This window comes from Ralstonia sp. UNC404CL21Col (genome assembly GCF_000620465.1).
GTDB lineage: Bacteria > Pseudomonadota > Gammaproteobacteria > Burkholderiales > Burkholderiaceae > Ralstonia > Ralstonia flatus.
The window spans coordinates 524,533-548,052 of sequence record NZ_JIBE01000003.1; the positions used below are offsets into that span (position 1 = coordinate 524,533).

At 63.5% G+C, this 23,520-nt stretch carries 24 protein-coding genes; 6 read left to right on the top strand and 18 right to left on the bottom strand.

Annotated features, from left to right (window positions below; genetic code table 11):
- The first annotated feature begins 37 nt into the window (after window positions 1-37).
- The 4 genes from N511_RS0102515 (at window position 38) to N511_RS0102530 (ending at window position 2,640) form a co-directional block, all read left to right on the top strand.
- Window positions 38-1,111 (top strand): PQQ-dependent sugar dehydrogenase, encoded by a 1,074-nt coding sequence (locus N511_RS0102515; protein WP_027677855.1) that lies wholly within the window; start codon window positions 38-40, stop codon window positions 1,109-1,111.
- Between the two features lie 193 nt (window positions 1,112-1,304).
- Window positions 1,305-1,694 carry a hypothetical protein gene (locus N511_RS0102520; protein WP_024973149.1) on the top strand — a complete coding sequence of 130 codons (390 nt, stop codon included), beginning with the start codon at window positions 1,305-1,307 and terminating at the stop codon, window positions 1,692-1,694.
- A gap of 126 nt (window positions 1,695-1,820) precedes the next feature.
- Window positions 1,821-1,994: a hypothetical protein gene (locus tag N511_RS25345; RefSeq protein WP_027677856.1), complete on the top strand. Its 174-nt coding sequence runs from the start codon at window positions 1,821-1,823 to the stop codon at window positions 1,992-1,994.
- A gap of 190 nt (window positions 1,995-2,184) precedes the next feature.
- A complete protein-coding gene (locus tag N511_RS0102530) occupies window positions 2,185-2,640 on the top strand; it encodes an NINE protein (RefSeq protein WP_027677857.1) in 456 nt (151 codons plus the stop codon).
- Here N511_RS0102530 and N511_RS0102535 read toward each other — a convergent pair whose 3' ends face one another.
- From N511_RS0102535 to N511_RS0102545, 3 genes are all read right to left on the bottom strand, one after another.
- Window positions 2,641-3,765 carry a PA0069 family radical SAM protein gene (locus N511_RS0102535; RefSeq protein ID WP_037026205.1) on the bottom strand — a complete coding sequence of 375 codons (1,125 nt, stop codon included), beginning with the start codon at window positions 3,763-3,765 and terminating at the stop codon, window positions 2,641-2,643.
- 82 nt (window positions 3,766-3,847) lie between these two features.
- On the bottom strand, window positions 3,848-5,467 hold the full coding sequence (locus N511_RS0102540; RefSeq protein WP_027677859.1) for an alkaline phosphatase D family protein: 1,620 nt from the start codon (window positions 5,465-5,467) through the stop codon (window positions 3,848-3,850).
- 123 nt (window positions 5,468-5,590) lie between these two features.
- Complete coding sequence (locus N511_RS0102545; RefSeq protein ID WP_027677860.1) at window positions 5,591-6,088, bottom strand: Lrp/AsnC ligand binding domain-containing protein; 498 nt, start codon at window positions 6,086-6,088, stop codon at window positions 5,591-5,593.
- A gap of 123 nt (window positions 6,089-6,211) precedes the next feature.
- Between N511_RS0102545 and N511_RS0102550 the strand changes: the two genes are divergently transcribed.
- A complete protein-coding gene (locus N511_RS0102550) occupies window positions 6,212-7,501 on the top strand; it encodes a D-amino acid dehydrogenase (RefSeq protein ID WP_027677861.1) in 1,290 nt (429 codons plus the stop codon).
- A 67-nt stretch (window positions 7,502-7,568) separates the two neighbouring features.
- On the opposite strand, the gene N511_RS0102555 is transcribed toward N511_RS0102550, so the two are convergent.
- The 7 genes from N511_RS0102555 to N511_RS0102585 all read right to left on the bottom strand — a co-directional run bounded on the left by N511_RS0102555 (window position 7,569) and on the right by N511_RS0102585 (window position 15,078).
- On the bottom strand, window positions 7,569-9,353 hold the full coding sequence (locus tag N511_RS0102555) for an acyl-CoA dehydrogenase (RefSeq protein WP_027677862.1): 1,785 nt from the start codon (window positions 9,351-9,353) through the stop codon (window positions 7,569-7,571).
- A 168-nt stretch (window positions 9,354-9,521) separates the two neighbouring features.
- On the bottom strand, window positions 9,522-10,457 hold the full coding sequence (locus N511_RS0102560) for an electron transfer flavoprotein subunit alpha/FixB family protein (RefSeq protein WP_027677863.1): 936 nt from the start codon (window positions 10,455-10,457) through the stop codon (window positions 9,522-9,524).
- Between the two features lie 65 nt (window positions 10,458-10,522).
- Window positions 10,523-11,272, bottom strand: a complete 750-nt coding sequence (locus N511_RS0102565) for an electron transfer flavoprotein subunit beta/FixA family protein (RefSeq protein ID WP_027677864.1) — start codon at window positions 11,270-11,272, stop codon at window positions 10,523-10,525.
- 189 nt (window positions 11,273-11,461) lie between these two features.
- Window positions 11,462-12,262, bottom strand: a complete 801-nt coding sequence (locus N511_RS0102570; protein ID WP_027677865.1) for a MetQ/NlpA family ABC transporter substrate-binding protein — start codon at window positions 12,260-12,262, stop codon at window positions 11,462-11,464.
- Window positions 12,263-12,295: 33 nt separating this feature from the next.
- Window positions 12,296-12,949, bottom strand: coding sequence for a methionine ABC transporter permease (locus N511_RS0102575; protein WP_027677866.1), 654 nt, complete (start codon window positions 12,947-12,949; stop codon window positions 12,296-12,298).
- Complete coding sequence (locus N511_RS0102580; RefSeq protein WP_027677867.1) at window positions 12,939-13,988, bottom strand: methionine ABC transporter ATP-binding protein; 1,050 nt, start codon at window positions 13,986-13,988, stop codon at window positions 12,939-12,941. The genes N511_RS0102575 and N511_RS0102580 overlap by 11 nt, the downstream gene beginning before the upstream one ends.
- 166 nt (window positions 13,989-14,154) lie before the next feature.
- Window positions 14,155-15,078, bottom strand: a complete 924-nt coding sequence (locus N511_RS0102585; RefSeq protein ID WP_027677868.1) for a histone deacetylase family protein — start codon at window positions 15,076-15,078, stop codon at window positions 14,155-14,157.
- A gap of 131 nt (window positions 15,079-15,209) precedes the next feature.
- Between N511_RS0102585 and mltB the strand changes: the two genes are divergently transcribed.
- Entirely contained in the window at window positions 15,210-16,334 is a 1,125-nt protein-coding gene (mltB, locus tag N511_RS0102590) for a lytic murein transglycosylase B (protein WP_027677869.1), read from the top strand.
- A 69-nt stretch (window positions 16,335-16,403) separates the two neighbouring features.
- Here the strand turns inward: mltB and cysM are convergent, their stop codons facing one another.
- The 8 genes from cysM to N511_RS0102630 all read right to left on the bottom strand — a co-directional run bounded on the left by cysM (window position 16,404) and on the right by N511_RS0102630 (window position 23,510).
- On the bottom strand, window positions 16,404-17,306 hold the full coding sequence (gene cysM, locus N511_RS0102595; protein WP_027677870.1) for a cysteine synthase CysM: 903 nt from the start codon (window positions 17,304-17,306) through the stop codon (window positions 16,404-16,406).
- Between the two features lie 112 nt (window positions 17,307-17,418).
- Complete coding sequence (locus N511_RS0102600; RefSeq protein ID WP_027677871.1) at window positions 17,419-17,736, bottom strand: ComEA family DNA-binding protein; 318 nt, start codon at window positions 17,734-17,736, stop codon at window positions 17,419-17,421.
- Between the two features lie 135 nt (window positions 17,737-17,871).
- A complete protein-coding gene (gene rfaD, locus N511_RS0102605; RefSeq protein WP_027677872.1) occupies window positions 17,872-18,867 on the bottom strand; it encodes an ADP-glyceromanno-heptose 6-epimerase in 996 nt (331 codons plus the stop codon).
- A gap of 18 nt (window positions 18,868-18,885) precedes the next feature.
- Window positions 18,886-19,818 carry a D-glycero-beta-D-manno-heptose-7-phosphate kinase gene (rfaE1, locus tag N511_RS23650; RefSeq protein ID WP_051530813.1) on the bottom strand — a complete coding sequence of 311 codons (933 nt, stop codon included), beginning with the start codon at window positions 19,816-19,818 and terminating at the stop codon, window positions 18,886-18,888.
- Window positions 19,819-19,856: 38 nt separating this feature from the next.
- Window positions 19,857-21,221, bottom strand: coding sequence for a UDP-glucose dehydrogenase family protein (locus tag N511_RS0102615; RefSeq protein WP_027677873.1), 1,365 nt, complete (start codon window positions 21,219-21,221; stop codon window positions 19,857-19,859).
- 64 nt (window positions 21,222-21,285) lie between these two features.
- On the bottom strand, window positions 21,286-22,560 hold the full coding sequence (lapB, locus tag N511_RS0102620; protein ID WP_027677874.1) for a lipopolysaccharide assembly protein LapB: 1,275 nt from the start codon (window positions 22,558-22,560) through the stop codon (window positions 21,286-21,288).
- Window positions 22,561-22,563: 3 nt separating this feature from the next.
- Window positions 22,564-22,887, bottom strand: coding sequence for a LapA family protein (locus N511_RS0102625; RefSeq protein ID WP_027677875.1), 324 nt, complete (start codon window positions 22,885-22,887; stop codon window positions 22,564-22,566).
- Window positions 22,888-23,081: 194 nt separating this feature from the next.
- Window positions 23,082-23,510, bottom strand: coding sequence for an integration host factor subunit beta (locus N511_RS0102630; RefSeq protein ID WP_027677876.1), 429 nt, complete (start codon window positions 23,508-23,510; stop codon window positions 23,082-23,084).
- Window positions 23,511-23,520: the final 10 nt, after the last annotated feature.

Here is a 23,520-nt window from a genome sequence, read left to right on the forward strand (position 1 = left end):
GCGCTCGTGGCACGGGCGATACTTAAGGCCGGCGGTTATGCTCGCCGCTTGGCTTGTCGCTGGGGCTCCAGCGCTTGCCAGGCTGCCCGTCGAGTCGGTGCAAGTACCGCCGGGCTTCCATGTCGAAGTGCTGACCGACGCGATGCCGGCGGCACGTGAAATGGCCCTCTCACCGGCCGGCATTCTTTATGTCGGCAGCCGCGCTGGCAAGGTTTACGCGATGTCATTGCAGACGTCGGGTGCGCCTGTTCACGTGGTGGCGTCCGGCCTGCAACTGCCCGTCGGCGTTGCATGGCGTGACGGCAATCTTTATGTGTCGGCCGTTTCGCGTGTGCTGAGGCTCGACGGTATCGACCACCGGCTCGACAATCCGCCACAGCCCGTTGTCATCACCGACAAGCTGCCCGCGGACACCCATCACGGGTGGAAATTCATCGCGTTCGGCCCGGACGGCAGATTGTATGTGCCGGTAGGCGCACCCTGCAACATCTGCCGCCCCGATGAAAACCGGTACGCCAACCTCATGCGCATGAACGCAGACGGCAGCAGACTGGAACTGGTGGCGCGCGGCATCCGCAACACGGTCGGCTTCGACTGGCATCCGAGCACGCACGAGTTGTGGTTCACGGACAACGGCCGCGATCTCATGGGTGACGACGTGCCAGACGACGAACTGAACCGCATCACCAAGCCCAATCCGCACTTCGGCTACCCGTTCTGCCACGCTGGCGACATTCCGGACCCGGAATTTGGCGCCGGGCATCCGTGCGGCGACTACGTGCCGCCCGCGGCAAAACTTGGGGCCCACGTGGCCGCGTTGGGTATGCGATTTTATGCAGGCAGCAGCTTTCCGTCGGCGTACCGGAACAACATCTTCATCGCCGAGCACGGGTCGTGGAACCGATCAGCGAAGGTCGGCTACCGCGTCATGCGCGTCGTATTGGACGCGGCGGGCAATGTGACGAGGCAGGAACCATTCGCCCACGGCTGGCTGCAAGGCGAACAAGCCTGGGGTCGCCCCGCGGACGTGCTCGTGGCGCCCGACGGCAGCCTGCTGGTCTCCGACGACTTGGCCGGGGCGGTGTATCGCATCCACTACACCGGGAAATGACCTCTACGTCGCCTAACGCCCAGGCAAAGCGTGCACGAAACATCTCGTTACATGGGTAACGTTCGGACAGTGGATGGCCGCTGAGTGAAGCCTTACATTGACAGGCATGAACACGCGCTGTCGATCTCTCTTGCAACTGCCAAAAGCACGCAGCGCGTGGCGCTTTCGAATCCTTGCCCGACAGGAGATAGCCATGCCGATCCGCGCATTGCTTCGCCCCCTGGCGGCAGGCGTTCTGATCGTCGCCTCTGCGGGCGCTGTGGCTGCCAACGCATCGGCGCGTCAAACCGCCGTCGCCTTCGCAGAATCCACGATGCCCGCATGGACGCAAGCGGCACAAACCATGCCGCAGGAGCGTCCGCTGGTGGCGCAATTCTTCGCTGACAGCCGGGGCGAGCAGGCCGCCCGCATCCGCGCGCAGATGGAACGCATGGAAGCGCGCGCCCGGGCCGACGACCGCCTCAACGGCCGGATTCAGCCCCGCGACGGCGGCGGCCGCGGGGACTGGCAGCAGCAGGAACGCATGCGTCAGGAACGAGGAAACGGCGACCAAGGCAACTGGCGCGGCTCCCGCCGCGGTTGAGGCGCGTCGCTCCCACATTTCACATCCCGGAACTTGGCGGGGACGCCTGAGTCGGATTAGATGGCACGTACGCGCGGTTGATGCGTCCGCGCCATCACACCAATCACAACGACAACAGGTGCTTCAATGTCATTCTCCCTCCACCGCCACGTGCGGCTTATCCTCGGTCTGGTCTGGACCACGGCATTCATGCTGATGCTGGCTCACCTGCTCTACGGCGTGCGCGACCAAGCGCCTGGGCTGCAGCAAGATTCGACGGTTTCGATGAGCGTGCCGTCGCTGCGTCCGGTTCCGATTTAGTGACCCTGTCTCCCCCGCCGCAAACGCTACGCAGCGTTGCGCGCCTCCGGCCAAACTGACGGCCGATTCCCCAAGTTGCTGATGCGTCTTTAAGACGCGCTCCCGGCGCCGCCGTTTGGCTGCGCCGCGGTCGACGTTGGGCGTAGAATGCGCGGCGCTGTGCTGTCTTGCCGTGTGTTCATCGCCCGCTATGCCTACGACCGCCCCTCAAAAAAAATCCAAGCTGCTGACCGTGCTGCTCGCCTTCCTATTCGGAAGCGTGGGCGCGCATCGTTTCTATCTCAAGGGCGGACGCGATTTCTGGGCATGGTCCCAGGTCTTTGCCACGGTGCTCGGTGTGGTGGGCGTGGCGCTGCTGTGGTCGACGCAGCGCGCAAGCGTCCCGGGCTGGGTCTGCGCGGTGATCGGCGGATCTTCGGTGCTCGCGGGCTATCTCTCGGCGCTCGTCTACGGCCTGCGCCCTGACGAGAAATGGGACGCGCAATTCAATGCCGACGGCACGCCTACCCGTTCGGGCTGGCCGGTCGTACTGCTCAGCATCCTCACGCTGATGATCGGCACGGGCCTGCTCATGGCCGGTCTCGCCATCACCTTTCAGACCTATTTCGAAACGCAGGTGCAGGCAGCGAAAGAGCTGTCGCAGTAGTCAGAACAAACTGCCCTGGCGCTCGTCGACGGGCTTTCGCGGTTTGATGGCACGCGTGGGCGGCTTGAACTGCGAGGTGTCGAGCACCCGTTCGTTGTAGCGGTGGTAGCTGAAGCCGAGCCTGTCGGCGGCCTTGTAGAAACGCTGCCGCAACAAGTCGGCCCAGATGCCGGTGCCGCGCATGCGCGTGGCGAAATCCGCTTTGTAATCCTGCCCGCCGTGCAGATCGCGGACGCGGTTCATCACGCGTTGCGCGCGGTCGGGAAAATGCGCCATCAGCCAGTCCTGAAACACCGCGCTCAGCTCATTTGGCAAGCGCAGCACGATGTAGCTCGCGTACGTGGCGCCCGCCTCGCGCGCGGCTTCCAGAATCTGCTCCATGTGGTCGTCGGTCACGAACGGAATCATGGGAGCGACGCTGACACCCACCGGAACACCTGCCTCGGCCAGTGTGCGAATCGTGCGCAGGCGGCGCGATGGCGTGGCGGCCCGGGGTTCCAGCTTGCGCGCGAGATCGGCGTCGAGCGTGGTGATGGTGACCGCGGCTACGACAAGGTTCTTCGCCGCCATCGGAGCGAGCAGATCGATGTCGCGCTCAATCAATGTCGACTTGGTGATGAGCCCCACGGGGTGATCGCAATCGTGCAGCACCTGCAGCACATCGCGCGTGATGCGCAGTTCGCGCTCGATCGGCTGATACGCATCGGTGTTTACGCCCAGCGCAATCGCTTCGCAGCGGTAGCTGGGCTTGGCCAGCGTTTCGCGCAGCACCTCGGCGGCATTGGTCTTGGCGAACAGCTTGGTCTCGAAATCCAGCCCGGGCGACAACTCCAGATACGCATGCGTCGGTCGCGCAAAGCAATACACGCAACCATGCTCGCAGCCGCGATACGGATTGAGCGACACCCCAAACGGAATATCCGGCGACTGGTTGTGGCTCAGGATCGAGCGCGCCCGCTCGATGGAGACGCTGGTCTCGATGCGCGGCGGCGCCTCATCCGGATCGAGATGCCCGACAAGCGGTTGCCAGCCGTCATCGACGCGCGTGCGTTCGTCGCGCTCGAAGCGGCCTTGCAGATTGGAAGTGGCGCCGCGTCCCTTGCGGGGGACGTGGCGATCGGACATATCGGACACAGCGGAACAGAGTGGATGCGGGGGCTTGCTGATCCTATCGCATCCGCTCCTACCGCGCTGTGGGTGACGCCGGCTACGCCTCGGGATCGAGCTTCACTTCCCAGACCGATTTGCCGTCGAGATCGTGCAGCGATACGTGCATCGTGCGCGTGGCCGGGTCGATCTTGGCGCGGCCGTAGTACTGCTGCAGCGCCGCGGGCGACTGGTTCTGCGGATTGTCCTTGGGAATGCTGACGTAGCGCACGTCCGGCCCAAAGGTCTGGTCCACTTCATTCGGCCCGAACGTGCCCGCGTTGATCGGCCCGCCGACGAACTCCCAGAACGGTTTGAACTCGGTGAATTTGGCGCGCGACGGGTGGTAGTACGTCGCTTGCGCGTAGTGCACGTCTGCCGTCACCCACACCACGTTCTGGATGTTCTCCTGCTTGATGAAGCGCAGGATTTCGGCGAGTTCCAGTTCGCGTCCCGAGGGCGCACCGTCATCCGCATTCGCCCACGCTTCGTAGGTGCCCTTGGGCACATCGGGGTTCAGATCGGGCACCACCAGCGAGATCGGCATATCGCTGGCAATCACCTTCCATGTCGCCTTCGACTGCTTGAGCGATTGCTTGAGCCACGCCGCCTGTGCCGGACCGAGGAAGGCCGAATCGGCATCCAGCCGGGTCTGGCGGTTGGGCGAATTGCGCCCGCGATAGCTGCGCTCATCCAGCATGAACACGTCGAGCAGCGGGCCGTACTGGAACGCGCGGTAGATCTGCTCTGGGTCGATTGGATTGAAGCGGAACGGGTTGTACTCGAACATCGCCTGTTTCGCGCGGGCCGCCAGCAGCGATGCGCTGCGCTCCTGATAGCGCTTCTCTTCCGGGCCGATCTGCTGGCCGGGGTACCAGTTGTTGCGCACCTCGTGGTCGTCCCACTGCACGAGGAACGGCACCTCGGCGGAAAACGCGCGCTTCTTCTTGTCGAGCTGGTTGTAGGCAAAGGCGCCGCGGTAGTCGTCGAGCGTCTGTGCAACGTGCGACTTGGCCTCGGTAACGAGGTTGGTCCACAGCGAGCCGTCGGGCAGTTTCACCTCGGCCTGGATCGGGCCGTCGGCATAGATCTGATCGCCGGAGTGGATGAAAAAGTCGGGCGATTCACGGCGCATCGCTTCGTACAAACGATAGCCGCCGAAACGCTCGTTGATGCCCCAGCCCTGGCCGGCCTCGTCGCCGGAGAAGACGAAGCAGATCGGGCGATTGGCCTGGACGGGCGCCGTGCGGAAGCGACCGGCAACCGGCTCGCTGAAGACCTTGTCGTGCACGAGGTCCTGGAAGCGCACGCGGTAGAACAGGTCTGCGCCGGCAGGCAGGCCGGTGACATCGACGCGGGCTGTCAGGCCGTTGCTTTCAAGCGCCGCTGGGCCAACGCGACGCGCGACGGTCTTGAAGGCGGCGTCCGTCGAGTATTCGACGATCATGCGTGCCGGACGGTCGGTGCGGCTCCAGACGATGGCGCTGTCAGCCGTGATATCACCGCTCATCACGCCGCCCGGCACTTGCGGACGCAGGCGCTCGGACGTCACCACGGCCGGTGCAGCGCCTTGGGCCAGCACCTCGGCCATACGGGAGCCCAGCAGCGCGGTACCGCTGGCGGAAACAAGACCCTTGATCAACGTACGGCGGGTCGGCTTGAAGATCGGCTGGTCGGACATGCGGGCTCCGGTGTCGGTGATGAAGATGCCGGCCAGCGTAAGGCGTTTGCGTGACAACGCTACGTCACGCGCCCTCTTCCGTGACGTCGATGGCGAGCGTCTCCTTGATCTCTTCCAGCTACGTCACGCGCCCTCTTCCGTGACGTCGATGGCGAGCGTCTCCTTGATCTCTTCCATCACGATGTAACTCTTGGACTGCACTGCGCCGGGCAGCTGGAGCAGGATGTCGCCCAGCAAGCGCCGGTATTCGCTCATTTCGCGAATGCGCGCCTTGATGAGGTAGTCGAAATCACCGGAGACGAGGTGGCACTCCAGCACTTCAGGAATGCGCAGCACTTCGCGGCGAAACTGCTCGAACATGTTGCCGGATTTGCTGCCGAGGCTGATCTCCACAAACACCAGCAGCGACGCGCCCAGCATGGCCGGATTGAGCCGCGCATAGTAGCCGAGGATGAAGCCCTCGCGCTCCAGGCGTTTGACGCGCTCGATGCACGGCGTGATGGTCAGGCCGACCGCCTCCGAGAGTTCCTTCATCGACAGGCGCCCATCCTTTTGCAGCAGGTCGAGAATGCGCCGGTCGAGCTTGTCGAGTGCCCGGACGGGCTTACGCTGGGTTCGCATGGCCTAAAACACCCCAAAAATCAAAATTTTTTCTGTTTCCGATAAATATACAGAAACAATTACTGGAGTTGTACGAATACGATAGCGACATCTATCGTAAATGCATCTCCGGGGAGTATCACCATGCGCGTGCTCGTTCTTGGCAGCGGCGTGATCGGCGTGACGAGCGCCTATTACCTGGCCCGTGCGGGCCATGAAGTCACTGTCGTCGACCGCGAAGCGGGTCCGGCGCTGGAGACGAGCTTCGCCAACGCTGGCCAGATCTCGCCGGGCTACGCGTCGCCGTGGGCCGCGCCCGGCGTACCGCTCAAAGCCATCAAGTGGATGTTCCAGCAGCACGCACCGCTGACGATCCGTCCCGACGGCACCCTCTTCCAGCTCAAATGGATGTGGCAGATGCTGCGCAACTGCGACGCTGCCAGCTATGCGCAGAACAAGGAGCGCATGGTCCGCCTGGCCGAATACAGCCGCGACTGCATCCGCGAACTGCGCGCCGATACCGGCATCGCCTACGAAGGCCGCCAGCAAGGCACGCTGCAAATCTTCCGCACCCAGCAACAGCTCGACGGCGCCGCGAACGACATCGCCGTGCTCGAGCGTGCCGGCGTGCCGTACGAACTGCTTTCGCGCGAAGACCTCGTGCGCAGTGAACCGGGCCTGGCCTCGACCCGCCACAAGCTGGCCGGTGGCTTGCGCCTTCCCAATGACGAAACGGGCGACTGCCAGCTCTTCACCACGCGCCTGGCCGCGATGGCGGAAAAGCTCGGCGTGCGCTTCCGTTTCAACAGCACGATCAACAGCCTCATCTTCAAGAACGATGCCGTCCGCGGCGCGCTGGTCGACGGCCAGCCGATCGACGCCGACCTTGTGGTTGTGGCGCTGGGCAGCTACAGCACGCCGTTCCTGAAGAATCTGGTGAACGTGCCGGTCTACCCGCTCAAGGGTTTCTCGATCACCGTACCGATGACGGATGCGGACAAGAGCCCCGTGTCCACCATCCTGGACGAGACCTACAAAGTGGCCGTGACGCGCTTTGACGACCGCATCCGCGTGGGCGGCATGGCGCAGATCGTCGGCTACGACAAGCGCCTCGATCCGGGCAAGCGCAAGACGCTCGAGTTCGTGGTCAACGATCTGTTCCCCGGCGCGGGGGATGTGTCACGCGCGTCGTTCTGGACCGGCCTGCGCCCGATGACGCCGGACGGCACGCCCATCGTTGGTCAGACGCCCGTGCGGGGCCTGTGGCTCAACACGGGGCACGGCACGCTGGGTTGGACCATGGCATGCGGCTCGGGCAAGCTGCTGTCGGATCTGGTGTCGGGGCGCTCGCCTGCCATCCGCTCCGATGACCTGTCGGTGTATCGCTACCTGGGCGGCGCGCCGATGCCCGCAACCAAGCCCGCGCTGGCCTGATCGCCTGCGCTGCATGCAATGAAAAAGGGAGGCCGAAGCCTCCCTTTTTTTGTCCCGCTGACGCCGCTTAGAACTGCACTTCCGGCACCGCGCCGATCGTCTCGCCGCCCGTCAGGATCGACTGTGCGATACCTGGCGCCTGCGTGAGCAACACGTCTGCAAACACGCGAGCCGTGGCGATCTTCGCGCCGTAGAAGTTCGGATCTTCGCTTTCGCGGTCGATCGCCACCAGAAGCGCACGCGCCATCTGCCAGCCCGACAGCACGATGCCGCACAGTCGCAGATACGGCACGCTGCCCGCAAAGACGGCGTTCGGCTGCGCCTTGGTCTGCTCGACCACAAACCGCACCACCGATTCCAGCGCCTCGCGGCCCGCCGCCAGACGTGCACGCATCGCATCGCAATGCGCACCGCCCTTCGCCGCCAGGGCCGCTTCCACCTTGGCGATTTCCGCGCAGATGCCCAACGCCACCGCCCCACCGTCACGCACCGTCTTGCGGCCGACCAAGTCGTTGGCCTGGATGGCCGTGGTGCCTTCGTAGATCGGCAGGATGCGCGCATCGCGATAGAACTGCGCGGCGCCCGTCTCTTCGATAAAGCCCATGCCGCCATGCACCTGTACGCCCAGGCTCGTCACGTCGATCGACATCTCGGTACTCCAGCCCTTCACGATCGGCACCAGGAATTCGTACAGCGCTGCGTTCTGCTTGCGTGCAGCGTCGTCGGCAGCGTGATGACCGGCATCGCAGGCTGCGGCAGCCACGTAGGCCAGCGCACGCGCGCCTTCGGTCATGGCGCGCATCGTCAGCAGCATGCGCTTGACGTCCGGGTGGTGAATGATGGGCACGGCCTTGGCAGCGGAGCCATCCACGGGGCGGCTCTGCACACGGTCGCGCGCATAGGCCACGGCCTTTTGGTACGCGCGCTCCGACACGCCAATGCCCTGCATGCCCACCGCATAGCGCGCCGCATTCATCATGATGAACATGTATTCCAGGCCGCGATTTTCTTCGCCGACCAGCGTGCCGATCGCGCCGCCGTTATCGCCAAATTGCAGCACGGCCGTCGGGCTCGCCTTGATGCCGAGCTTGTGTTCGATCGACACGCAGTGCGCATCGTTGCGCGCGCCCAGCGAGCCGTCCGGATTGACCATGAACTTCGGCACCACGAACAGCGAGATCCCTTTCACGCCTTCCGGTGCGCCTGGCGTGCGCGCCAGCACGAGGTGGACGATGTTCTCGGCCATGTCGTGCTCGCCCCAGGTGATGAAGATCTTCGTGCCGAAGATCTTGAAGGTGCCGTCGCCCACGGGCTCGGCCCGCGTGCGCACGAGTGCCAGGTCGGAGCCGGCCTGCGGCTCGGTCAGGTTCATCGTGCCCGTCCATTCGCCCGAGATGAGCTTGGGGACGAAAAGCTGTTTCTGCTCTTCGGTGCCAGCCGTCAACAACGCCTCGATGGCGCCATCCGTGAGCAACGGGCACAGCGCGAACGACAGGTTGGCCGCGTTCAGCATTTCGATGCACGCCGTGGCAATCAGCTTCGGCAGGCCCTGGCCGCCGTATTCCACCGGATGCTGCACGCCCTGCCAGCCGCCTTGGCCGAATTGCGCGAACGCTTCCTTGAAACCCGCGGTGGCGGTGACGACGCCGTCCTTCCAGCTGCTCGGGTTACGGTCGCCTTCCACATTCAGCGGCGCAACGACCTCACCGGTAAAGCGCGCGCTTTCTTCCAGCACGGCCTGCGCCGTGTCGGCGGTGGCGTCTTCAAAGCCGGGCAGCTTGGCGACGTTGTCCAGGCCGGCCAGTTCGTTCATCACGAACAGCATGTCCTTGACGGGGGCTTGATAGGTCATGTCTCTCTCCAACTCTCGTTAAGCGCGATCAGGACAGTGCCGCATCGAATGCGTGACGCGCTCTCCTGATGGCGCTCGCGTATAAAAAAGCCGTTTCCAAACAGGTCGGAAACGGCTTTGCGTCGGGCATTGCAGCGCGCCTTAACCAAGGCACGCCGCACAGTGCAATCAGCCCAGTGCGGTCACCAGCTCCGGCACGACGGCGTTCAGGTCGCCCACGAGGCCGTAGTCCGCCACCTGGAAGATCGGCGCTTCCGGATCCTTGTTGATCGCCACGATCACCTTCGAATCCTTCATACCAGCCAAGTGCTGGATCGCGCCCGAGATACCCACGGCGATGTACAGCTGCGGCGCGACGATCTTGCCGGTCTGCCCGACCTGGTAGTCGTTCGGCACAAAGCCGGCGTCCACTGCGGCACGCGAGGCGCCCAACGCTGCGCCCAGCTTGTCGGCCAGCGGCGTCAGCACCTTGGTGTAGTTCTCGCCCGAGCCCACGCCGCGGCCGCCCGACACGATGATCTTCGCGGCGGTCAGTTCCGGGCGGTCGCTCTTCGTCACTTCACGCGAGACGAATTGCGAGATGCCGGCATCAGCCACGGCAGTCAGGTTTTCGGTAGCAGCGGAGCCACCGGTGGCGGCAGCGGGGTCGAATGCCGTGCCGCGCACGGTGATCACTTTCACCTTGTCGGCCGATTGCACGGTGGCAATCGCGTTGCCGGCGTAGATCGGGCGCTCGAAGGTGTCCGGGCCGTCGACCTTGGTGATGTCGGACAGCTGGGCCACGTCCAGCTTGGCGGCCACGCGCGGCAGGATGTTCTTGCCGTAGGCCGTGGCGGGCGCCAGGATGTGGCTGTAGTTACCGGCAACGGCCAGGGCCTGCTCGGCGACGTTCTCGGCCAGGCCATCGGCAAACTGGGGCGCGTCGGCCACCAGCACCTTGGTCACGCCGGCGATCTGCGCGGCAGCCTGTGCGGCGGCGCCGCAGCCAGCGCCGGCCACCAGCACGTGGACATCACCGCCGCATTGGGCGGCGGCCGTCACGGTGTTCAGTGTCGCGGCCTTGATGGATTGGTTGTCGTGTTCAGCAATAACGAGTGCGGTCATCTTGATCTGCCTGTTCGGTGTGCTTGAAGTTGCGTGCTGTGGCGGGAAGGTTACAAACCCGCGCCTTACAGCACCTTGGCTTCCGTCTTGAGCTTGGACACCAGCGTGGCCACGTCGGGCACCATCACGCCGGCGCTGCGCTTGGCGGGCTCAACGACCTTCAGCGTCTTCAGGCGCGGTGCAACGTCCACGCCCAGGTCTTCCGGCTTGACCGTGTCGAGCTGCTTCTTCTTCGCCTTCATGATGTTCGGCAGCGTCACGTAACGCGGCTCGTTCAGGCGCAGGTCGGTGGTGACCACGGCCGGCAGCTTGACCGACAGGGTTTCCAGGCCGCCGTCCACTTCACGCGTGACCGAAGCCTTGCCGTCGGCAATCTGCACCTTAGAGGCAAACGTGGCTTGCGGCAGGCCAGCCAGCGCAGCCAGCATCTGGCCGGTCTGGTTGGCATCGTCGTCAATCGCCTGCTTGCCCAGGATGATCAGCTGCGGCTGCTCTTTGTCGACCAGCGCCTTGAGCAGCTTGGCGACTGCCAGCGGCTGCAGCTCTTCAGTGGTTTCGACCAGAATGCCGCGATCGGCACCGATGGCCATGGCGGTGCGCAGGGTTTCCTGGCACTGCGTCACGCCGCACGAAACGGCGATCACTTCGGTAGCGACGCCCGCTTCCTTCAGGCGAACCGCCTCTTCCACGGCGATCTCGTCGAACGGGTTCATGCTCATCTTGACGTTGGCCAGATCGACACCGCTGCCGTCCGTCTTCACGCGAACCTTCACGTTGTAATCGATCACGCGCTTGACTGCGACCAGGACTTTCATGCGCTCACTCCACTAATTGATAAGACGATTTTGCAAAACGCCGGCCATTATAAGGGGGGCTGGTCGCTCGCGTAATTTTTCCGAACGGTCGTGCTATTTTAACCGCGAAAATTTGCCGGACGCCAGTCAAACGTCCGGCAATCTGTTTGGTAGAACCCTCTACCGGATCACCGAAGGATCACGAAGTGGTTACCAAGCCACAATCACCGCATCTTTGTACTTCGTCTTGACGAAGGACTTCACGGCGTCGGAATGATACGCCTTCACGAGCTTGGCGACCCAGGGTTGATCCTTGTCGGCCACGCGGACGGCGATCACGTTGGCATACGGGCCCTTCGGGTTTTCGATGGCGATGCCGTCCTTGGTCGGGTCCAGGCCGGCCTTTTCAGCGTAATTGCCGTTGATGGCGGCGGCATCCAGATCATCCAGCGAGCGCGGCAGTTGCGCGGCGTCCAGCTCGACGAACTTCAGCTTCTTCGGGTTTTCAGCCACGTCGCGCGGCGAAGCCTTGAAACCGGCGTTCGGCTTGAGCTTGATCACGCCTTGCGATTGCAGCAGCAAGAGCGCGCGGCCGCCGTTGGTCGGATCGTTCGGCAGACCGAAACGCGCACCGTCCTTCAACTCCTTCAGCGACTTGATCTTCTTGGAGTAGATGCCCATCGGGAAGGTGATGGTCTGACCGACGCTCACGAACTTGTAGCCGCGCGTGGCAATCTGGTCATCCAGATACGGCTGGTGCTGATAGCTGTTGGCGTCCAGGTCACCGGCAGCCAGGGCCGCGTTCGGCTGGATGTAATCGTTGAATTCGACGATCTGGAGCTTCAGGCCGTCCTTCTCGGCAACCTTCTTCACCTCTTCCATGATCTCGGCGTGCGGACCAGCGGTCACGCCGATCTTGATCGGCTTGCCCTGCGCGAGCGCGCTGCCTGCGACCAGTGCCAATGCGGCGCCAAGGCTCGCGGACCATTGCAGCAGTTGACGGCGATTCATTGTGTTTCCTCGTTCTGTCTGTCGATTGAATGATTAACGGTGGCTGAGGCGGCGCACGAGCCAATCGCCCGTGGATTGCACCGCCTGAACAAAGACGATCAGGATGACGACCACCGCCAGCATGATGTCCGATTCATAGCGCTGATAGCCGTAGCGAATACCCAGGTCGCCCAGGCCGCCGCCGCCGATGGTGCCGGCCATGGCCGAGTAGCCGACGAGGCTGACGAAGGTGATCGTCAGGCCGGCGAGGATGCCCGGCATCGCTTCAGGCAACAGCACCTTGTAGACGAGCTGGCCGGTCGTCGCGCCCATCGACTGCGCGGCTTCGATCAGGCCACGGTCGACCTCGCGCAGCGCAGTCTCGACCAGCCGGGCAACAAACGGAATTGCAGCAATCGTCAGCGGCACGATGGCCGCGGCGGTGCCGATGGACGAGCCGGCCAGCAAGCGCGTGAACGGAATCACCGCGACCAGCAGGATGATGAACGGCACCGAGCGCACGGCATTGACGACGAGGCCGGCCACGCGATTGAACGCCGGTGCGGACAACACGCCGCCGGCAGTCGTCAGATACAGAAGCACGCCCAGCGGGACGCCGAACAGCGCGCCAATACCGCCCGACACGCCGACCATGGCGAGCGTTTCCCAGAAGGCGGGCAAAAACAGATCGGTCAGGTCAGACCACATGATTGATCTCCTCGACCACCACGCCCTGCTCGCGCAGGAAGTTCATCGCGTTGTTGATGTCAGCGGTATCGCCCGATGCCAGGATCGCCAGCGAGCCAAACGCCTGGCCTTGAATCTCGTCGATATGGCCGTGCAGGATGTTGAAGTCGAGTCCGTAGTTGCGGATCGCCTGCGCCAGCACGGGCTGGTCCACGCCCGCGCCGGTAAAGGCGAGGCGGAACAGGTGGTCGCGGCCGCCCTGTTCACGCGCCGTGAGGCGGCTTTCGACACGCGCCAGAACGGTGGGCGGCAGCTCTTGCGAGATGACCTCGCCGATGAGCGCGCGCGTCACGTCATGCTTGGGTTGGAGGAACACATCGATGACGCGGCCGAGTTCGACCACACGGCCGGCGTCCAGCACCGCCACCCGGTCGCACACCTGCTTGATGACTTCCATCTGGTGCGTGATCAGCACGATGGTCAGACCGAGTTCGCGGTTGATCTTGCGCAGCAGGTCGAGAATCGAGCGCGTCGTCTCCGGATCCAGCGCGGAAGTCGCCTCATCGGAGAGCAGCACATCGGGCTGGCTCGCCAGCGCGCGGGCAATGCCAACGCGTTGCTTCTGGCCACCCGAAATCTGCGCGGGGTAGCGATCCTTGTGTGCGGACAGGCCCACCAGTTCCAGCAGCGGCAACACGATCTCGCGGATGCGTTCGCGCGATGTGCCGGCCAACTCCAGGGGCAGCGCCACGTTGTCGTACACGGTCCGCGACGACAGCAAATTGAAGTGCTGGAAGATCATGCCGATCTTGCGGCGCGCCTGCCGCAGGCCGTCGGCATTCAATGCGGTAAGTTCCTGCCTCGCCACGGTGACGGTGCCGGAAGTGGGCCGATTCAGCAAATTGATCACGCGAACCAGCGTGCTCTTGCCCGCCCCGCTTCGGCCGATGATGCCGAAAATCTCTCCCCGGTCGATGGTCAGGTCGACGTCGCGCAGCGCGTGGACGTCGTGACCGCCCGCTCCCCGAAAGTGCTGCGATATCCCCTTGAGTTCAATCATGCGTACAGACAAAAACGGCAACCGCCCTGTGTCCAGGCCGTTGCCGTCTCTTTTTTGTTTGAATGAGGCGCTAGTGTAAGGCAGGCCCTACATGCGGGAAACGATTCTTTAACGATGTCTTTATTACTTTTTCAAATGACATCGACGATTCCTCATCGTGGACCGCTTAAAGCTCGGCGAGCGCCTTGACGTGCGCCACCACGCTTCGGCCCAGCGCGCTGAGGTTGTAACCGCCTTCCAGGCAGCTGACGATGCGGCCCTTGGCATGCGTGCGGGCCACCTGCATGAGCTGCTGCGTGATCCAGGCGTAGTCCGCCTCGACCAGCCCCATCTGGCCCAGATCGTCTTCGCGGTGCGCGTCGAAGCCGGCAGAAATGAACAGCATCTCCGGCTGGAACGCTTCCAGGCGCGGCAGCCAGATCGTTTCCACCACCTCGCGTACGGTCAGGCCATTGGTGTACGCCGGCAGCGGGATGTTCACCATGTTGGCCGCCACCGCCTCGGTGCCGGAGTACGGATAGAACGGGTGCTGGAAGATGCTGCACATCAGCACGCGCGGCTCGCCGATAAACGCGGCTTCGGTGCCGTTGCCGTGATGCACGTCGAAGTCGACGATGGCCACGCGCTGCAAGCCGTGATAGTCCAGTGCGTGCCGCGCGGCCACGGCCACGTTGTTGAAGAAGCAGAAGCCCATCGCGCGGCCGGGCTCGGCATGGTGGCCAGGCGGGCGGACGCTGCAGAAGGCATTTTCCAGCTCGCCGGCGATGACCTTGTCCGTGGCGTCCACCGCGGCACCCGCGGCCAACACTGCGGCCATGTATGTATGCGGGTTCATTGAGGTGTCGGGATCGATCGGCATGTAGCCGGCAATCGGCACACTGGCCACTAGCTCGCGCACGTATTCGGCACGATGCACGCGACACAGCTGCGCCTCGGTGGCAGGCGGCGCCTCGCACGGGACGAGCAGGTCTTCGATGCGGCTGGCGATGAGTTGGTCTTCGATCGCGCGCAGGCGGTCCGGGCATTCGGGATGATGCGGTCCCATCTCGTGCCGGAGGAATTCGGGATGCGTGTAGAGGCCGGTCGCCATGTTGTTGTGATCCGGTGTGCTTCAGTGTCTCCAGCCGCTACGTTAGCACGGCTGTGCGACAACGCCGCGCGCCCCGGGCGATCCAACAGACGCATCCGCTACAATGCCCCGATCCCGTTTGAAGCCTGCCCATGAGCCAATCGCCTTCTTCCCGTCGTCCCGTATTGCGCGCCCTGGTGGCTGGCGCAGCGCTCTCCGCGCTCTCTTTCCCGGCACTTTCGCTGGCTGCCAAGAAGGCCGCCAAATCGCCCAAGCGACGCGTCGCAGTGCATGAAGAAGAGATCGACCCGGATCGTTATCGCAACAATCCACAAACGCAGGCCTTCATCGGCATGCTGGTCGCGCAGTACAACTTTGACCGAACGTCGCTCGATACGCTGTTTGCGGGCACGGCCTACTCCGCCACGGTGGCGCGCCTGATCTTGCCGCCGGCCACACCGTCGCGTCGGAGCTGGACGGCGTATCGCGGCCGCTTCATCGAACCCATCCGGATTGGCGCCGGCGTGCGCTTCTGGCAGCAATACGGCGATACGCTGCGCCGCGCCGAAAACGAATTCGGCGTACCGGCCGACGTGATCGTGGGCATCCTCGGCGTCGAGACCATCTACGGCCGCGACATGGGCAACTTCCGCGTGATTGACGCGCTATCCACGCTGGCTTTCGACTACCCAGACACGCCCAACCGCGAAGACCGCAGCACCATGTTCCGCAACCAGTTGAAGGACTTCCTGCTCTGGTGCCGTGACACGGGCACGGACACATTCTCGGTACTGGGCTCGTACGCGGGCGCAGTGGGCATTCCGCAATTCATGCCGACTAGCATCCGCGAATACGCCATCGATTACGACCGCGACGGCCACATCGATCTGCGCAACAGCGCGATAGACGCAATCGGCAGCGTGGCCCGCTTCCTGCAAATGCACGGCTGGGAGCCGAACCGCCCCGTGATGTGGAACATTGCTGGCGATCCCGACAGCCAGGGCATTGCGGCCGCCGCCGCAGACGGCCAACCCTATCCGGGCATGACGCTGTCCAAGCTCACACGTGCGGGGCTGAAGCTGACACCGGGCGTCGATGCGGCGCGCGAACAGGAAACCGAAGTGCTGATGATCGATCTGCCGACGCCTGGCCAACCGACGGAATACCGTGTCGGCCTGCGTAACTTCTATGTGCTCACGCGCTACAACCGCAGCTTCTTCTATGCGGCGGCGGTGTACGAGTTGGGCCAAGCCGTGCGGCAGGCGATGCAGGGTTGACCCACCGTCCACGCAACAAAAAAGCGCAGCTTCGGCTACGCTTTTTTTTCATGGCGATACGGCGTGCCGTCAGGCGGGGAAGACGCCCGTCGACAGGTAGCGATCGCCCCGGTCGCACACCACGAACACGATCGTCGCATTTTCGACTTCCTCAGCCACTCGCAGCGCCACGCACAACGCCCCAGCCGCAGAGATCCCGCAGAAGATGCCTTCTTCACGAGCCATGCGTCGCGCCATGTGCTCAGCGTCGGACTGGGTCACCGGCTCCGTGCGATCGATGTACTGCGGATCGTAAATCTTCGGCATGTACGCCTCGGGCCACTTGCGAATGCCAGGAATACGCGAGCCTTCTTCCGGCTGTGCGCCCACGATCTGGATATCGGCGTTCTTTTCTTTCAGGAAACGCGAGACGCCCGTGATGGTGCCCGTCGTGCCCATCGCCGAGACGAAATGCGTGATGCGACCTTCGGTGTCGCGCCACAGCTCGGGGCCGGTGGTCTCGTAGTGCGCAAGCGGGTTGTCGGGGTTGGCGAATTGATCGAGGATGACGCCCTTGCCTTCCTTCTCCATCGCGTCGGCCAAGTCGCGGGCGTATTCCATCCCGCCCTTGACGGGGGTGAGGATGATCTCGGCGCCGTAAGCGGCCATGCTCTGGCGGCGCTCCACCGACAAGTCTTCCGGCATGATGAGCACCATCTTGTAGCCTCGCACCGCGGCGGCCATGGCCAGCGCAATGCCGGTGTTGCCCGAGGTGGCCTCGATCAGCGTATCGCCCGGCTTGATGCGGCCCCGCGCTTCGGCGCGCTTGATCATGGACAGCGCAGGGCGATCCTTGACCGAGCCGGCCGGGTTATTGCCTTCGAGTTTGCCGAGGATGACATTGCCGCGACGCGCGTTGCCTTCGCCGGGAATGCGCTGGAGCTGAACCAGCGGCGTGTTGCCGATGGTGTCTTCGATGGTGAGGTAGGCCATGATGCGTGAGGGACGGGAATCGAAGCATTGTAATGCAGCCGAAATCCCTCCCCCACACATGGCGAAACGCCCCGCTCGGACGGGGCGTTATCGACAGTCAGGCCGGAAGCGCTTACTTTTTCTTCGCGTCCTTGGCGTCCTTCTTGGCTGGAACGGGGGCAGGCGCCGGCGTACCGAACGTCAGGCCCTCGTTTTCCAGCTTGGTGAGCGTCTTGTCACCAATGCCGGACACGCGCGCCTTGAAATCGGCAGCGTCCTTGTACGGACCGTTCTTGGTGCGCTCTTCAATGATCGACTTGGAGCGCTTGGGGCCGATGCCGGACAACGTCTCCAGCGCCGCGTGATCTGCGGTATTCACGTCTACCGCCGCCCATGACATCGACAGCATCGACAGCGACATCAGCGCGGTAACCAACAGCTTCTTCAACATGTGCTTCTCCTTGGTATAGGGAATGAAAAAACCGCCACGTGAGCGGCGGTTTCGACACATCTTAAAGAGCATCGTGACGATGCTGCAGCGCGCGGACAAAAAGTCACACGCTGTCTGATTTTGGGATGGGTGCGATCAGGCTGGCTGCTTCAGCAACCACTGGCAGTAGCGCTCCACGCCTTCCTGCACCGTCAGGAACGGTGCCGTGTAGCCCGCCGCGCGCAGGCGCGACTGATCAGCCTGCGTGAAGCACTGATACTTGCCACGCAATGCATCGGGAAATTTGACGTACTCGATCAGGCCTTCCTGCGCCAACTCCTCGGTGGAAAGCGCGGGCTTGCCTTCTGCACCGCGCAACGTGTTCACGACCGTCGTCGCGATGTCGTTGAACGGCTGCGCGCGGCCCGTTCCGAGATTGAAGATGCCCGACTTGTCCGGATTGTCGAAGAAGAACAGGTTGACCTTCACCACATCTTCCACCGACACAAAATCGCGCATCTGGCCGCCTTGCGGGTAGCCGTTGTACTCGCCGAACAGCTTGACCGTACCTTCGGCGCGGAACTGGTTGAAGTTGTGGAACGCCACCGACGCCATGCGACCCTTGTGCTGCTCGCGCGGGCCGTAGACGTTGAAGTAACGGAAGCCCACGATCTGCGACAGCGCGGTCGGCATGACACGACGCACGACCTGGTCGAACAGCAGCTTGGAATAGCCGTACACGTTCAGCGGCCGCTCGAACTCGGGCGCTTCGCGAAACGTTTCCGAGGCGCCGTACGTGGCGGCCGATGACGCATAGAGGAACTGCACGCCTTGGTCCAGGCACGCGCGCATCACCGCCAGCGAGTAGCGGTAGTTGTTGTCCATCATGTAGCGACCATCGGTCTCCATGGTGTCGGAGCAGGCGCCTTCATGGAAGATCGCGCGGACCTTGCCGAACTCGCCGCGCGCAAAGCGTTCGACAAAATCGGTCTTGTCCAGGTAATCGCTGATCTGGCAGTCGACGATGTTCTTGAACTTGTCGGCCCGGGTGAGATTGTCGACGGCGATGATGTCGGTCTCGCCGCGCTCGTTCAGGCCCTTGACGATGTTGGCGCCGATGAAGCCGGCAGCGCCGGTGACGATGATGGTCATGATCCGTTGATCAGAAGATCAGTTAAAGAGTTCTGCGTGCGTGACGACAGCCGTGCCCAGCTTGCCGACGACGATGCCGCCGGCGCGATTCGCGTACTGCACGGCTTCCTTGATGTTGGCACCGGCGCCCAGCAGCGTGGCCAGCGTGGCGATGACGGTATCGCCCGCGCCCGAAACATCGAACACCTCGCGCGCCTGCGCCGACACGTGCAGCACCTCGTGTTCGGTGTAGAGCGTCATGCCTTCTTCGGAGCGCGTGAGGAGGAGCGCCTCGAGCTGCAGCTCCCGGCGCAAGTTCTGGGCACGAATGGTGAGGTCCTGCTCTGATTTCCACGAGCCAACCACCTGGCGCATTTCAGCGCGGTTCGGCGTGATCATGGTCGCGCCCCTGTAGCGCGAATAGTCGTCGCCCTTCGGGTCGACCAGCACGCGACGGCCCGCCTGGCGCGACGTCTCGATCATCTTGCCGACATGCGTGAGACCGCCCTTGCCGTAGTCCGACAGCACCACCACGTCGTGCTGCGGCACCAGCGTCGAAAAACGGTCGAGCACCGACATCAGCACTTCGTGCGTGGGCGCGTTCTCAAAATCGACGCGAATCAATTGTTGCTGGCGGGCCAGCACGCGCAGCTTGATGGTCGTGTTGACCGCCGGATCACGATGCAGGTGACCGGTGACGTGGCTCTCGCCGAGCAGCGTTTCGATGCTGCGGCCCGGCTCGTCGTCGCCAATCACACCGAGCATGGCAGCCTGCGCGCCGAGCGCCGCCACGTTGCGCGCCACGTTGGCGGCACCGCCAAGGCGTTCGTCCTGGCGCTTGATCTGCACGACGGGCACCGGCGCTTCCGGCGAAATCCGATCGACGTCTCCAAACCAGTAGCGGTCGAGCATCATGTCGCCGACCACCAGGATGCGGGCGGCGTGAATCTGTTCGGAAGCGAGCGTGGTCATGTGTCTGGGCGTCGGCAGCGGCCGGTGGGTCTCGGTGATTACGATTGGGTGGAGCGCCCGATGGCCTGGTATTCAAAGCCCGCATCGCGCATGGCTTGCGGCTCGAACAGGTTGCGGCCGTCGAACACCATCGGCGTCTTCAACAGGGCTTTCACGGCGTTGAAGTCGGGGCTGCGGAACGCCTTCCACTCGGTCACAATGACCAGCGCGTCGGCATTCTTGAGCGCGTCCATCTGACCGGCGCAGAACGTCACGCGTTCCAGTTGTTCGGCAGAAAGATCAAGCGCCAGCGCATGGCGAGCTTCTTCCATCGCAACCGGGTCATACACTTGAACCCGTGCGCCACGAGCCAGCAGCGCGGCAATGAGGATACGGCTCGGAGCCTCGCGCATGTCATCGGTGTTCGGCTTGAACGCAAGGCCCCAAATGGCGAACGTGCGGCCCGTCAGGTCGGCACCCAGACGATCTTCGATCTTTTCGACCAGCACTTCCTTCTGCTTGTCGTTGACGGCTTCAACGGCTTCGAGCACGTGCAGCGTCTGACCGTATTCCTGGGCCGTACGCACCAGCGCCTGCACGTCCTTCGGGAAACACGAACCGCCGTAGCCGGTGCCGGCGTAGAGGAAGCTGTAGCCGATACGCGGGTCGGAGCCGATGCCCAGGCGAACGAGTTCGATGTCGGCGCCCACCTTGTCGGCCAGATTGGCCATCTCGTTCATGAACGAGATGCGCGTGGCCAGCATCGAATTGGCGGCGTATTTGGTGAACTCCGCAGAGCGCACGTCCATGTAGAAGGTGCGCTCGTGGTTGCGGTTGAACGGCGCGTAAAGCGTGCGCATGATGGCCTTGGCGCGCAGGCCATCGGCATCGCCATAGGTGCCCAGCACGATGCGATCCGGACGCATGAAGTCGTCCACCGCAGCGCCTTCTTTCAGGAACTCCGGGTTCGACACGACGGAGAAGCCGATGTCCGACTTGCCACGCGTTGCCAGCACTTCGCCAACCGCGGCGCGCACCTTGTCGCCCGTTCCCACAGGCACCGTCGATTTGTCGACGATCACCTTGAAGCCCGTCATGTGCTGGGCGATGTTGCGGGCGGCAGCCAGCACGTACTTCAGGTCGGCCGAGCCATCTTCATCGGGCGGCGTGCCTACAGCGATGAATTGCACGTCGCCGTGCGCCACGCTGGCAGCCACGTCGGTCGAAAACTGGATGCGGCCGGCCGCGCGGTTGCGCTCGATCAGCTCCTTCAGGCCCGGTTCGTAGATGGGCACGCCGCCGGCGTTGAGCAGGTCGATCTTTTTCTGGTCGACGTCGAGGCAGAACACATCGTTGCCCAGCTCCGCCAGACACGCGCCGGTGACCAGACCGACATAACCGCTACCGATGATGGTGATTTTCATACGAACACTTGAAGATTAAAAAAGCGCCAGCGCGGCTGCCACAGGTGCACCGCGCCGGACTGAATTACATGCTGGCGCCGCCGCTGCCGCCGAGTGTCTCGGTGCGGCGCGGGGCATACGTCTCCCAGCGGTTGCAGCCGGGGCATTGCCAATAGAACAGACGCGCACGGAAACCGCACTCCTGACAGGTATAGCGGGCTAGATTGCGCGTACGACTTTGCAGAAGATCGCGAATGGCGCCGAGATCCTGCGCACGCTGAATATCAGCATTGCTGCCGGCTTCGACCGGATCTGCCAGCGCACTCTCAGCAACATCGACCGTCGCAGGGGCTTCGTGCCCAACGGCCTCAGACGCACGGGTCGCCTCGGCTTCCACTAGCCGCGTCAACGCCATCAACGAGGGCTGACGGCGGATCTGGTCGCGCATCAGCGCCACGGCATCGTCGATACCGTGCACATCCAATTCGTATTTGTAGACCGTATCGAGCAGTTCGGGGCCCAGTCGGGCGTCCATCTTTGAACGCAGCCAGGCCAGCCCTTCGGCCGCGCGACCGAGCTGCGTGTACGCCTTCATCAGCCGCTCGGCCACCAGCGGCAAGAACGCGGTGTTCTGCTGTTCGATGCTGCGCCAACGCTTGATGGCGCCCTCGATATCGCCCTGCCCTTGTGCAACGTCGCCCAATTGAATGGTGGCGCGCACGTTTTTCGGGTTCTCTTGCAGGGCACGCTCAAGCCATTCGACGGCGGTCGGCACATCCTTGCGCTGCAACGCTTCCTGCGCGACCTCGCAGCAGAACTGCGCAATCTGCACGGCGTAATCCTTGCCTTGCAGCTTCTGCAACTCACGCGCCGCATCGATGGCCTTGCGCCATTCCTTCTCGACTTCGTATAGCTCGAGCAGCACGCGCTTGGCCGGCTCGGCAAACGTGCCTTCCATCAGCATGCGCAGGGATTCCTCCGCACGGTCCAGCAGCCCCGCGCGAAGGAAATCCTGCCCCAGTTCAAACAGGGCGTGATCGCGCTCGTGGGGCGGCAGATCAGGGCGGTTGACGAGGTTCTGGTGAACGCGGATGGCGCGTTCGGTTTCACCGCGCCGACGGAACAGACTGCCGAGCGCAAAGTGAAGTTCGGTGGTCTCCGGGTCCAGCCGCGCCACTTCAATGAAGGCGTCGATGGCCTTGTCCGGCTGCTCGTTGAGCAGAAAATTCAGACCCTTGAAATACGAGCGCGGCAGCGACGATTGTTCAGTACGCAACTGGCGGGCATCGAGCCGGGCAGCCACCCAGCCCAAGCCAAACACCAGGGGGATGGCCAACAGCCACCAGAGATCAAAATCCATGCGTCAGACCTTGGGGCCGGGAACGTGATACGGAGAATCGGCGACAACCGGCGGCGGCGCCTCGGCCCGCTCTTCGTCCTTCTTCATGCGGCCGATCTGGCGACGCAGACGGCTTGCTGTGAAGCGATGCCGCATCACGCGCGGCGCCATCGCCAGCATGGCCAGCAAGATGCCGGCGACAAAGAACGCCAAGGCGATCAGGATCAATGGTGCATGCCAAGCCACACCAAACGGCAGCACGAGCGAGACTTCCGCTGTGTTGTGCAGTGCCAGCACAAAGAGCAGCACAAACAACAGGATGCGGATGACCCAGACGAGAAATTTCATGCGAATTCGAGAACGGGCGGCGGTGCGGCTGCAGGATGCGGCGCAATTGGCGGCACGATTGCCGGGTTGTGCCGCATTGTAGCGGATTCATATGGCGGCCAGCCACGCTCGGCTTGGCCGCACACAAGCATTGCCGGAATAAAAAACGCCCCGGCAAGCGGGGCGTTCCTGAAACTACCAAGTGCAACCTGGGCTTAGCGCGACATGGCCAGCGGCACTGCCACATCTACCGGAAACCCGGCAGTCTGACGGGTGCTGTCAGCCTGTCGCCCAGCCTTTACAGCCGCGAGCGACACGGCAGACTCGCCCTCCGAAGAAGGCTCGCCTTGACGCTCCAGGCTGCGGTCAACCCTTTCTCGCAATTCCTTGCCCGCCTTGAAGTGCGGCACCCGTTTCTCGGGTACCAGCACCTTCTCGCCAGACTTGGGGTTGCGACCGACGCGCGGCGGACGACGATTCAGACCGAAACTCCCGAAACCGCGGATCTCGATGCGGTGCCCGTCCGCCAAGGCGTCGGACATCGCATCCAGGATCGTCTTGACCGCGATATCCGCGTCCCGCAGCAGCAACTGCGGGAAGCGGGCGGCCAGCTTTTCCACGAGTTCGGACTTGGTCATGGGCATCGTGCGCGCG